The sequence below is a fragment of the Flavobacterium hauense genome, assembly GCF_054457175.1.
In genome coordinates, this window is record NZ_JBTKVX010000017.1 from 59551 (window position 1) to 73735 (window position 14185).

Genomic DNA, 14185 nt, shown 5'->3' on the forward strand with positions numbered 1-14185 from the left:
ATCGATTTAGGAAAGCAATGACCTTTAGTATTCATGAAATGAAGAATTTTAAAGACTAAAGATAAATGTATTTATAAATGCGACAGAACCTCTTAGCTTTTATTTAAAAAGGATTAAAACCATCTAAATAATTTTTGATTCTGCTATCTATCAGATTTTGTAACGTACCACCGGTTCTACGATAATAATTACTTTGGCTAGGCGCATTTATAATTTGATTCAATTGTGGATTCTCTCCTTCATCCAAAAAAATAAAACCCGGCAAACCATGTGATGAGAGATCTACAAAGAAATAAGGACGTGAAATTATAACACCATCCTCTTCAAGCTCATTGCGTTGATCATCCTGCAATTCTTGCTGGCTATCATAAATATTATAATCTAATACATTGCAATAGTTACCGGCAAGAAACAAGAGTTCTTTTAAAACTTTTGGAAATGGATTTCCATTATTATATAGTCCTTCCAATTGAGCAATTTCAGCTTCAGATATTCCTTCATTAGCAAAACGACCTATTTTATTATGGATTTTAAGTAATTTTAGATATTCTATATTCATATATATTAATTTTATTGTAACATTTTTTTTGTAGGTTCTGTCGCATCTGTTTATTAAAGTCCAAGAAATTGAAGCTCTTTAAATTATGCTGCCAGTTTACAGAACGATTTGAACATAGTTGTGCCAGGATTAATCATCTGATTCTTCCTCAACATATGCAAAACTTCAATTCCATTCAATGTCCTCTTAGCTGATTCAAAACTTTTAAAGCCTAAACTATTTTGTATTCTCCATTTAATAAAACGATGATCCTGCTCCACAATATTATTTAAATATTTACATTGTCTAATCTTAATTTTAGAGAATGAACGTATGTTATAAACCTTAATAGCTCCTGTATTGGAACCACTTTTGTCAATAGTAATTACTATTGGTTTACAATTATTAGTAATCGATTAGGAAAGACTAAGCACTCATCCTTTGCCTTCTTCTGGTCAACAGAAAATCAACTGTATTACCTGATTTGTCAACTGCCCTATATAAATAACACCAAACGCCTTTGACTTTAATATATGTTTCATCCATCCTCCAACTCTTCCCAACTACGAGTTTTTTCTTTTTCATTTGCAACTCTATAAATGGGCGTAAACTTATACACCCAACACTGAATCGTAGCATGGTCAACCTGAATGCCGCGCATCTTCATTGTCTCTTCGACATCCCTATAGCTCAATGTAAACCTAAGCTTAAAATATACTGCTTGAAGAATAATCGATTTAGGAAAGCAATGACCTTTAGTATTCATGAAATGAAGAATTTTAAAGACTAAAGATAAATGTATTTATAAATGCGACAGAGCCATATTTCCTTTCTTTAATGAAACAATAAATATTACAGTTATAGAAAGCATGCTAAACATAAAGTAGGTAGTCAACTGATCGAAAATCAGCCCTTTTGTCATGTGTGCATTCCATATTTTGTCGGTTATGTATTTTCTGCATTCAAGTTAATGTAAATAAAGGGAGCCGGCAAAATTGCCGGCTCCCCGCTTTCAAAAAAACAAATTACCCTAACTATTTATTGTTTTTTCAGTAGTTTATAGGTTCCTGTTTTGTCCCCCACATGCACGCGGATTACAAATACCTGTTCCCCTGAAACTGCTGAGAGGTCAAGTTCTATTTTTTGGTTTCCACCGGTAGATTGTCCTTTGGTTTCAGACACTTTCCTACCGGTAATATCAAACACCTCAACAGAAATATCGTCTCCTGCATCATTGTTTACATCAATGGTAACTACACCATTAGTTGGATTCGGGTAAAGGCTAACCATATCCTTAAGCGGATTTGGAGTACCTGTTCCCAGTACCTCTTCAACAAGTATGTAATCAACTTTATCTGCAGTAGCACTTGTTCCTGCAATGTTAGATGTTACTAAACTTACATTGTAAGTTCCTGCAGTATTATAGGTTACTGTAGGAGATGCTTCTGTAGAAGTTGCCGGTTCTCCACCTTCAAATGTCCATGCCCATGTTGTAGGGGTATTGGTACTAAGATCGGTAAAGGTTACGGTTTCACCTTCCTCAACAACTGTTACATCTGCTGTAAAATCAGCTACCGGAGCATGCGCTCCCAAATCTCTGTCTAGTGAGAACACTATAGTTGCCGAAGCATTGAAGTTAATGTTTCCAAAAGTGGCATCCATCTGCTGTGCATTGTTCCCATTAGGGTGCTGTACAGAGAAGAAACCATACTTATAATCCGGTGTAAATGTTAATCCGGTAGGTTCTGAGCCCGCTGGCATAGAAGCAAACAGCTTAACATTAGGATGGCTCTGTGTATGGTCAGGACGCACTACCCAAATGTAATTAAGTCCACCATCCTGAAGTACCCAAAGGTTACCCTTATCATCAAAAGTAAGGTTATCATTACCATCTCTCCAGTCTTCGGTAACGGTACCATTAGCTGTTTCCAGCTCATAGCTCCTACCCCCGATGAAAGTTTCAAATTCTGTAATGGTATCACCGTTATCTTTAAAGCGATATACACGGTTAAGACCTTTACATGCAAAGTATATCTTACCATCTAACGGGCTGATCTCACAATCTTCAACACCATTAAATCTTGTACCTCCAAGGTTTGCAGCTACTGTATTCAGGTTATTACGATCAGCTTTTGTCGTATTAGGTACCTGAACCCATGTTGCTATCGAAGAGCTTGGCTCATCGTTAGATAATTCAAGGTCAAGTTTTAGAACATATACTTTACCGGCGCTAAGATCTCCAGGTGTATCGGCTACAAATTTGTAAACACAATGTGTACCACCATCTTCGCCATAATAAGCAGTTCTCTGATCGGCAGCGATAACCACGTTCTCGTGATTCATCCTACCCATGGCCCATAGTTTTTCCTGATAGCCGTTACCATGCTCTTTAACTTTAGCAGTAACCGGATCAATTTCAACAAGCCATCCAAGATCCTGGTAGCCGTCTCCGTTTGCATCTCCGCCAGCTGTATCTTCTTCACTGGTAACGATAGTACCCCATGGTGTAACACCACCCGAACAGTTTCTGGAAGTAGTTACAAGGTTACTGTTGTACATATCTACTGCTTTAGAATCGTCTACAACCCATAGATTCTCTTCTTCGTTCAGGTGTAACGTTAGCATAGAAACTCCTCCCGGTGTGTTTTCTTGGTTTACCGAAAGATAACCTGAAGTACTGCTTCCGTTTACCGGAACATAACCTGCATAATCATGATTACCCGGTACGTTACCACCTCCCGTCATGTAAGGAGTTCCTTCCTTAAATAACATTTGGAAACGGTGATCAGTAGAAATAATCAAATTGTTAAGCTGTGGTGTAGGTGCTATAGATGTAAAACACCCTATATGCGGTTCCGGACATGTTATAGCAAGATCCTGAGTATTTTGTACATAAAGATCAAAACCAATGTCTGAACTTGACTGGTCACGGTTATGTATTTCAACCGAAATCCTGTTTATACCATCAACAAATGCTGCTTTAGGTATAAAGTATATCTGGTACCTTTTCTCATCGGCACCATCAATAGTAGTCGCCGAATTTGTAGTGTAGATGATGGCTCCCGCAGGCATGTTGTCGCGAATAACCTCAACACCATTTACATATACAATAGCACCATCATCTCTTCGGATACCAAACTCTACCGTATCAGTAAGATCAGCAGTGTTCACCTCTACATCTCTTGAAAAGTATGAAGTAATGTATTTGCTTGATGAACTAGGACCAAAAGATATTACAGTTTTCATTGGGTCTCCATAACCAAGAGGTGCAGTTCCTTTTTTCCATGATGCGTTATTAAACGCAGGAGCACTCCACGCTATTCCCTGATCAGTTCCGTTATCCAGGTAGGTCCATTCACTTCCTTTAGGTAGTGGGTATGCAGACGGAGCTAATGGAGGAAGATCGAAATCTACTGCCATATCAAAGCCAAGGTCAGAGCTGTTCGCAGCTGCCTGGTGAAGCTCTACTGCTATAACATTTTCTCCTGTTTGTAACAGGTTAGCCGTTGAGAATTCGTAGAAAGTAGTTTCAGCAGCATCATTTACAGCAGCAAGCGCTACCGTAGCAGACGTGATCTCTCCCTGAGGCATATTATCCCTGAACGCTTCAACACCATTTACATATACTACAACACCATCATCCCTAAGCACTTTAAATTTAAGTGTGCCTATTGCAGCAGCATCTTCCACATTAAAGGTATGTCTTAGGTAAGTAGTGATATGTTTGTTTTGTGCATTTCCGCCATAGCTAAGAGTAGTATTCTGGTTAGGATCTCCATAACCAAGAATTCCGTTACCAAATAACCATGTCGCATCGTCATATTCATTAGTTCTCCAGTCAGTACCAAGGTTAGCACCGCTGTCGTTATATTTCCATATGCTTTGTGAAGCAATAGGGAAAGTACCTACAGGATATTCCGGTTCGTTTTTCCATGCCAGATATACCGGCGTACCATCTATAGCCATTTCAGAGAACGTAACGATATTACCAAGCTTAGTACCTGTCGCAGCAATTTCTAAAGCATTTGCAGGGTTGCCTTTTAGTAAGAAATACGTTTGGGCTATTAGCTGTACATCGTTAAGGTTTGTAAATATCTTAGACAGATCGGCCTTTGGCGAACCATTTTCTATATAAAGCGTAGCCATTTTCCAAGGCGTGCTAAGGTATAGTGTATCATTTGCCGTTTCGTTAAGTATATGAAGTACTTCTCCGCCTGTTTGTTTACCTATTACAACGTTGTTATCTTTATTATCAATAACATCTGCAAGGTAAAGACCATTCCTGTTATCATTTTTTAAGCTCCAGTTACCCGCAACTTTATTACGGAAAGGCGCTTCCATATCACGCACAGGATCTGTAGCAGGAATAATAGCTGCATTTGTATAGGCAACTTCAACCTGCTGCGAACCGCTGTTTACTATAAAACCGCTGTTATCGTGGTTAAATGTATAGTTGTATGGCAGGTTAGCCGTACCTACAGGAAGTGTTAAGTGCATATCTTCACGAATTTCTTCGATCGTTTTTGCTTTAGTCCATATCCTGAACTCATCTATAGTACTTCTTGTAGGAGCGTTGTTTGCAATGTTTTTACCAAAAGCAAGATCGTTTGCATTTGGTGTAAACTGAGTTACCGGCGTACTGCTAGCAAGCTCACCGTTGATATAAAACTTAAACTCACCGTTTGGTGTAAATGTAACCGCCGTATGGTTCCATTCGTTCAGTTTCCATACATGAGTAGAATTTAATGAGTTCCATCCTCCCGCAGCACCTTTACCTGTAATGGTTTGTAGTGTCTGGTTGCTAAGGAATTCCATTTCCCAACCAAAGTTACCACCTGTAAGGCTTGTAAACCCAACAAGTTTAGTGTTACCTCCGGCAGGTTCTGTTAATCGGGCCCAAAGCTCAATAGTAAACGGACCTGATAATGCCGCATTTACACCTTCTTTAGGAACAGTTACCGAATGGTTAGCAGTCAGGTTAAGCGCACCACCCTGCTGAGCAATTACCGAGTTAACATCGGTTTCAAAAGCAAGGTAATAGTTACCCGGTGTAAGGGCAACATTTGCAAAATCAATTTTACCATCTATAGATACTCCTGTTGCAACGGTTTGGTAGTTGCTTGCAGGATCTCCTTTTATAAGCATAAACTGCTCAGCAAGATTATCGATTTGCGTAGGATTGGCAAATATCTTAGAAAGATCAGCCTGAAGAGTAGCCGTTTCAAGATTAAGAGCGTTAAAGTTCCATCCTCCTTTTACATAAGAAGTATCTTCTACAGTACCAAGAGGCAATACAGTACTATCAGCATTACGGCCTGTAATAAGGTTAGCAGTAAAACTGTCTATATCTGTCTTAACATATAAGCCGTTATCGGTTCCATTCATAATACTCCAGCTTCCCGCAACTTTAGGAAAAGCATCATTAAGGTCTGCAACCGGGCTGTTGGCGTCAATAATCTGTGAATTGGTATAGGCAATAGTTCCGCCTTTTGTACCTGTATTGTCTATAGCACCATTATTTTCCTGATCGAAAGTAAGGTTATAAACAAGATTATTGTCAACTGTTTTTATACCATAATGCATTTGAGCTTTAATCTCTTCAGCCGTCTTCACTTTATTCCAAATACGGAATTCGTCCATTTTAGAAATAGTCTGGCTGTTGTAATTGATACTTCTGCCTATGGCAAAATTCCAGTTACTATTAGGCGAGAAAGCAGAATAAGCGCTTTGAGCTTTAAGTTCACCATTAAGGTATAGCTTAATTAATTCGCCTGGTTTAGCCGTAACAGTTACATAGTTCCATTCGCCAATAATAAGCGGAGTACCGGAATTGATACTGTTCCAATTGCTCGTGTTTGTTCCAAATACAGCAGATATACTGTTGTTATCCGGCATTTCAATCGAAAGTCCTGTTGTGTTATTGTTTACCCTTCCGTGATTAGATACCAGCGGAGTGTTATTAGCAGGATCCTGAGTCATGTTTACCCAGAATTCCATAGTAAACTCACCTGTTAGCGTAGGGTTGATGTCAGCATGAGGTATAGCTACCTGATGGCTGCCTGTTAGTGATATTGCACCACCCCTACCCATGCTAAAGGTAGCAACATTCCATCCAAGGAAGTATTCACCTTCGGTAAGGTTTGCATTGTGGAAAGTAGCGTTTTGTCCGTCAAAATCGCCTTCAGCAACAGTAAGGTAAGACGTTTCCGTTTCTTTTTTAAGCAACAGGTATTTACCTGCTACATTGCTTATAGAATCATACTTAACCAATGCCTCTGCAAGGTTAATTTTTACTGTAGCAAACGGGTTGCTTACAGGGTCTATCTTCCATCCTCCTTTAAGGTAAGAAAGCGTAGAGCTACCCGGTAATGCAGCAACATCAGTATCGTTGTTTTTTCCAATTACCACGTTACTTGCGTAATTCGTAATATTATCCGGCAGGCTTAAACCACCTACGTTAACTGTATTGTTTTTGCTCCATTTACCTTTTACCACACTCTGGTAATTTGCTGCAAGATTAGCAACAGGAGATGTAGCCGGCGCAAGCGTACCACCATTAAGTGTTACTACATGAGGAAGACTTCCTTTACTTGTGATAGTATTTGCGCCTTCTGTAGTTGGTGCAAAATCATAGTATAATGCAAGGTTTTGTTCTGTACCTGTAAGGGCATAGTGCATTGTTTGCTTAATTTCCTCAGGTGTAAGGGCTTTGTCCCAAATACGCAGGTCGTCAAGCTCAGCCTGAACTGCTCCTGTATATGCAGGGCTGTAACCAAGGCCAAGACCCCAGTTGTTGCCTATGTACTGCCCAAAATTGGTTTGGGCTACAAACTCACCATTTACATAATATTTAAGCTGTCCGTTCTTAACAGCAGTAACTGTTACCTGGTTCCATTCGCCTACATTCCATGCAGCACCCTGCTCAGAAATTGTATTCCAGCCAGATGTATTGTTACCAATAACTACATTAAGCTTGTTACTGTCCGGAAACTCAAAAGATATACCTGTAGAGTTATTGTTTACCCTTCCGTTACTTGCAACCATCTTAAAGTTAGTACCCGGGTCACCGTTAAGCTTAGCCCAAAACTGTATCGAGAAGTTATTAGCCAGTAAAGGATTGATTACCGATCCAGGAATTGCCATTTGCGGAGCACCCGCAACTTTAAGCACTTCACCACGTGTCGTTTCAAAATCAGCTTCGTTTAGGATGCTGTCATCAGAGATGATCCTTCCGTGAAGTACTAATTTGTCAAGAGCACCAATGAACTTTTTACCTTCAAAATTGTTACCAACTTTAATCTCAGCAGCCGATGCTACCGGAGAGATCACGTTACTCCATGACTGGATAACAAAGCCATTATAATAAAGCGTAAGTTTTCTTCTTACGTTATCATACTTCCATACTATATATGCCCATGTATGAGGCAACAGGCTGTACTGGCTTGTGTAGGTAGTGTTAGACGCATGGTCCTTATATGTAAGTTTACCATTAGTATCTATACCAAAAGATACACCTGTACCTGCAGCACCGTTAGATAGTATTGTCGATCCGTTTGCTGTAAATTCAGTTGGGTTAACCCAGAATCCTAAACTATACGGACGGTTATGGAAGTTTAGCGATAAAGCGTTTGGTATAGTAACCGATGTATTTGCCGAAAAAGCAACTGCCTCATTAGCCACACCATCTTTATCATTTACAAATGCATGTCCTGTAGCAGTCGCTACATGGTTGTAAGTAGAAGCATCAGCAACAGAGTTACTAAGATTCAGCTGAAGTTTCAGTGCATCTTCATTCTTACTTGTCAGCATGTCTTCGTGAATGATCGTTTCAAAATATGCTACACCCGTAGGGCCTACATATTCTACTTTCATCCTACGGTCATCTTCAGGACCAAATACATTAATCCTTAAATACGTTTGCTTAACACCTGTCATAAGGTAATCGCTTCCGTAATTTACGTTGTGCTGTCCGTTACCAATATCAGAGTTAAGGTTACCCGACAGAATATCATACAACGGATACTTGGTATCACTCCCCTCACGTATCATGAATTTTTGCTCATGAATGTCGGCACTAAGCGACAGAACACCGTTAATGTTGTTCTCCCTGATAAAATTTACAAGCTCTGTACCCTGCGCACTTGCACAAAAGTTCCTACCACCACAGTTACGCTCAAAAGTAGGCGTACCGTTAATGATCACTTTAAATTTAGCTGTAGATGCAAGTAATGCACCTTTAAACCAAGCCATCTGGTCAGGACCAAGATGTGCCAACGTACCATCGCGGTAACTACGGTTGTCTAACAAAAAGTACTCAACATCTTTGTAGACATATGAAGAGAAAAGACCCGGACCTTCAGCAGTACTTTTATACTCCGGGTTTGGCCACCAGTCTTTAAAGATCTCTTTCATTTCTCCAAGGGTAGGCATGGTTTTGTTAAACTCGTTAGGCCCTGTGTCATGATTATCGGTAATCGCCAGCTGAGGCATAGCCTTAGTCAGGTTATCGTGATAATCCCTGTAGAACATGTAACGTGCAAAAGCCATGTCTTTGTTAGCCCAATCGTCTCCACCGTCAGGACACTGTCCCATAGCATGCTGAAGGCCTAAAAGATAGACAGCATCGCCCAACCAAACCATCATGTCGCTGCCTTCCTGCGCCATAATGTTAAACATGTTGGGGTCACCGTTAATATGTGTCGCAGACTCCGGTATGTCTATACAACGTGTAAGGTCGTATATTCTACCACAGCCGCCAGAAAGAAACTCAAAATCATCTACGATCTCCTGTTCATTTCTGATAGTTGCCACTCTGTTTGATGCAGCACCATTTACCATTAGCTTAGCGGTATAATTACCACCAGGCACCAGGTTAGTGTACTCAAAAGAGCGTAGGTTATACCCTAAACGGGTATCAGAATTGTAAACCGTACCGGTTAGAAGTGTGCCCGGTGCGGCATTTTCAGACATGGAAATGGATAAAGCATTTCCTGAGCCTGTGTTGTTTTTGGTAAGCACCCATACCCTGACCTTATTATTATAAGGTGGGCTCATCATGGGGCCATACACAATTGAATCTCCGGGAATGATCTGGGCTTGCAACCCATAGCTCAATCCAAGGCAAAACAATAAACTTAAAAAGAGTAATTTCTTTTTCATGTTTGGCATTAGTTAATAAATTAAAGATTAAGCGCCAAAAGTAGTTCTGTCAAATGCCTGCGGTTCTATAAACGGCTTTAAGGTTGTATTACCGAAAAGTAATAATTACAAGGGTTTTATGTTAAGGTAACTTAGAGAAAATGAAGAAAAATACTACACAAAAGCAATGCCTTTTAAAGTATCACTAAAACAGTAATCACTAAAAACATTATTATTCAATATTTTTAGAATTTTATCCCGAAATCCTAAAGAATACAAGCCTTAACAATGGGCTAACCCCTCTTTACTCTATTATCACAACTTTACCGGAATTTGCATTTTGATTTTAGGTTAAGTAAAATCAGCGTTTGCCATAAGATGAAACTGCGTTATCTGTAAGAGATTCCATAAAAGCAATTAGGGCAGCAATTTCTTTTTTAGAAAGATCAAGATGATCCGGCGGCAGCGTTTGGTTAGGTACTTCATAAGTAAGGCCTAAACCGGCGGCTCCACCCTTATTATAAAAAGAAATTACTTCTTCCAGGGTATTGTATGCTCCATTATGGAAATAGGGTGCAGTAAGTTTCACGTTTCGAACAGTCACCGTCTTAAACGATCCCCTGTATATCTCTTCGTTATCTTCCGTGGTCATATTCCCTATCCTCCCAAAATCATGGTCTACATCTAATGTATTTGGCTTTGCAAGCACTCCCAGAACTTCACTTTCGTTTTCATGATATAATGGTGGCACTAATCCACTAAACAAAGGAGCATAATGACAGGTAGCACAACCCGCTTTACCGGTAAAAAGATTAAAACCGAGTTTAACCTCTGGAGAAACCTTCTTTATCTCGCCACGTGCATAACGGTCAAAAGTACTGTTGAATGATCGTAACGAGGCAACATAGGATGATAATGCAGCCGAAAAACGGTAACGGGTAACTTCAGCACTATTACCAAAAGCCTTTTCAAACAACTCCTTATATAAAGGAGTACTACCAAGCTTTTTAACCAGGTCATCAAAATTTGTATTGAACTCAAGGTGATTTTCGATAACATGTTCTGCCTGCTCTTCAAGGTCAACAGCACGCAGGTCATAAAAGTATTTATCCGAGAAAACAGCGTTAATAAGAGAAGGTGAATTGCGAAGAACTGTTTTCCCTTCAACACTTGCCAATGACTTTGGAACTCCGTCAGTGAATGCCATTTCAGGGCGGTGGCACGAAGCACAATTCATCTTGCCATTATTGCTTAACGAAGTATCATAGAATAGCTGCTTTCCGAGTTCTCTAAGAGCATTGCTGTCGTCTGTCTTTTTGAGCAATGTATAATAGTACGGATCCAGGAAATCTTCTGCAAAGATACCGGAACTATATGCATTCCACGAGGTAGTTTCCCCGCTTATCTCGGCTGTACTTTTTATATGAAGACTTAGCTGCATTTGGCGCAATGCCGAATACAATGGATTTACATATTCTGTCAGAAAGGTAAGCCTGTCAAATTTATCAAAGTCATTATTTTTATTGAGATAAGACATAGCTTTTTTAAAGCCTCCTTTTAACTGTTCTCTTTCGGTTTGTGTAAGCCTATGTGTTAAGGGCATGATTACTTCCTGCATACCTTTTAGGGATGACGCTGCCTCGTCCATTGCATTAAGCGAACCCGGAGTATCGAATCCTGTAATACCCATTGTAAAAACACGAATCAGCTCTAATCTTACCGCTTCCATAATTTCGTGTTCGTAGTAGTAGTTCCGTTTTTTTAATGCCTCTACTAATACTGCATAGGTTTCCTTCAGCCCTGCCGTCAGCTTTACCACCTCTTCAACATTGACATCACTCTCTGCAAAAACAGTTTCATCCAATACCTGTAAACCTACCGGCACTACTACACGCTGCTGTCCGCGATAATGATCGGTATTAAGATGATCTATAGGAAGCGTTTTACTGTATTCAGAAGGACTGATACCATAATAGTTGTTAGTATTGAATTCCTCTTTAACAGGATAGGGATCCAGATGGTTAAGCGGTGGCCCATTTATATAAGATTTTACATGTTTGGGAAAGTAATATTCCAGTATCCCTTCAGATTTTTTAAACGTAAGCCTTGTAGTTGTTAACTGGTCGCGAAGCTGCTCAATGGAGGCATCTCCCTGCCTGTAAGCAACGGCAATACTGTTAAGAATCTCAATATCTTTAGTTAGTACATCAGCCTGCGATGTGATTATGGTACGAAACTCATCTTCATAATAATCACTTTGATAAAAATCAAATGAAGGCCAAACCCAAACTGCTATAACACAAAATAATACTGGAATAGTAAACTTAACATCCATTAGCATCTACATAAGAATTGCAAACTTAAGGTGGTTAGTCATGGATGATGTTACCACTGTATTAAGAATGGTTAAAGAAAAACGTTTATACCCTCAGTACAATCCATATCTAAATATGTTAATCGGAGAATAACATATTTCTGGTTAAACAAAAAAAAGGCTTTAGAAAATATTAAAAAGATAGCCTTAGGACGGTCTTTTTTACTTTTATTCTCAATCGCGAATTACACCCGAGGGCCAGCCTGAACCAGCAAAGTAAATCCTTACTATTATGTTAGCTCACTGCTCCTACTGCCCTTTCACACCTCGAATGAGTTCCTGCCCGTCTGAACTTAGTAGCGAATGAAAAATAGTAAAAAGCACTAATAACTATTTATGTCTGATTCAAATAAACGAAGATGGTGAGGATCATTTGATATTTGAGAAACCAACGTAAAAAGTTGTGAGTTTATACGTCAGTAAATATATACACTGAAATTTTCAAAATAAGTACTATTTACAATCTTCACTGCACTGAATTATTAGTTTTTAGCCTTATTTTAGTCGCGCATTTTACAACCAATACTGAACAGTAAATGATAGTTTGTTTACCGCAATCAAGGATAACCAATTAGTGATGAAATTAAAGGATTTTTGCTTTTATACCCTATTTATATTATCAAGTACATTTTGAATTAAGGTAGTCAACTTGATCTGAAATTGATATCCCATACTTTATAGACAAATACGTTTCTACCTTTTGCCTTTCTAATTTAGAAAGCAGTCTTGGATAGTAAATTAACTCCATTAATTGCTCCTTACGCTCTTTATCTTGAGCGAATAATTCATCTATAACAAGACTATTTCTTCTTTTACCATTCTTGTTATTATTTCCATTGAGGTAGCTTACCAAAGAAGGCATAATCACTTGAACAACCTGACTATTCTAAAGTAGTATCAAAAAAGTTGAATAGTTTATTTTGGTACTTTTTGATGATCCGAAAACTATGCTTTAGAGCCTACCAAAATAACAGAAAATCAATTACATTACCTATATATCAACTGCCCTGTACAGATAAAACCAAACAACCTTCACTTTTATATATGTTTCATCCATCTTCCAGCCATACCCCTACTCTTTTCGTCCTCTTGTTCATATGTTCTTTAATAAATAGTGTATACCTATACACCCGACACTGTATTGTAGCATGGGGTCAAACTGAACGCCACGCATCTCCATTATCGGCTCCAACATCCTCATAGCTTAAAGTAAATCTAAGCTTAAAATATACAGCCTCAAGAATGATCGATTTTGGATAGCGATGACCTTTATTATTTATGAAATAAAGATTTTAAATACAAAAGGTAAAACATGTATGTAAATGCGACAGAACCTATTTCTAATTAATTCCACAAACACAATCAGTTATATTGGTATTTATAATAGTTCATTTTTATCAATAAAATAAAGCGATATTCATTTGCAAAACCGAAAAACCTTGTTATATTTGCAACCGCAATAAGACAACGAATTGCGACACATATTGGAGGAATGGCAGAGTGGTCGATTGCGGCAGTCTTGAAAACTGTTGACTGTAACAGGTCCGGGGGTTCGAATCCCTCTTCCTCCGCTAAAAACCCTTTAAATCATAAGATTTAAAGGGTTTTGTTTTTCAGTTAATATCCCCTTTAAAATTATCATTATTTTAGGTTATCTTCAAAAAGGCTTTAGATGATAGGATAAAGGATGTAAAAAATTCTCCTAGATTTACCGAAGGCATAGTTATTTTAAATCAAGTAGTGTAATTTACATGATTATGTTAAAAGCAACTTTTTATCTCAAGACTGAAAAAAATTGAATGGTGACCAGCTCATTTATATAAAACTATCACTCGATCAAAAATCAATCACATTATATACAGGCAAATCAATATCCAAAAGTCGTTGGGTACTGACAAATCTGAACGTTTGCAGGTTTTTTTATTTACACCTTCAATGTTCAAATTTGCAAAAGCGCACAAAATCGTAGGTGCAATTAAAGTGTATTTTGGTGTAACAATAACGTGCCTCTAAGATGCACTTAAGAACAATATTGGGTTGTTTATTATGTTTAACGGTATTTTAAGATGTCTGGCTCTTTGAAAAAACCTACAATTGCTAGAAAGTAAATGCATCGGAAACAATAAGAAAATCTA

Annotated in this window: 3 protein-coding genes, 1 tRNA gene and 2 pseudogenes; 1 reads left to right on the plus strand and 5 read right to left on the minus strand. The window is 38.5% G+C overall.

The features are described 5' to 3' along the window. Positions 1-103: 103 nt before the first annotated feature. The 5 genes and pseudogenes from ACX0HA_RS13110 to ACX0HA_RS13130 all read right to left on the minus strand — a co-directional run. On the minus strand, positions 104-559 hold the full coding sequence (locus ACX0HA_RS13110) for a hypothetical protein (protein WP_458845747.1): 456 nt from the start codon (positions 557-559) through the stop codon (positions 104-106). 83 nt (positions 560-642) lie between these two features. Beyond that, positions 643-1304, minus strand: a pseudogene (locus ACX0HA_RS13115) (IS6 family transposase). Positions 1305-1576: 272 nt separating this feature from the next. Continuing rightward, a complete protein-coding gene (locus ACX0HA_RS13120; RefSeq protein ID WP_458845748.1) occupies positions 1577-9697 on the minus strand; it encodes a LamG-like jellyroll fold domain-containing protein in 8121 nt (2706 codons plus the stop codon). A gap of 340 nt (positions 9698-10037) precedes the next feature. Then, on the minus strand, positions 10038-12011 hold the full coding sequence (locus tag ACX0HA_RS13125) for a cytochrome-c peroxidase (RefSeq protein WP_458845749.1): 1974 nt from the start codon (positions 12009-12011) through the stop codon (positions 10038-10040). A 1030-nt stretch (positions 12012-13041) separates the two neighbouring features. Next, positions 13042-13110 (minus strand): annotated as a pseudogene (locus ACX0HA_RS13130) (hypothetical protein); the annotation flags it as partial. A gap of 426 nt (positions 13111-13536) precedes the next feature. Here ACX0HA_RS13130 and ACX0HA_RS13135 point away from each other — a divergent pair. Further along, positions 13537-13621: transfer RNA gene (locus tag ACX0HA_RS13135), tRNA-Ser, on the plus strand. Positions 13622-14185: the final 564 nt, after the last annotated feature.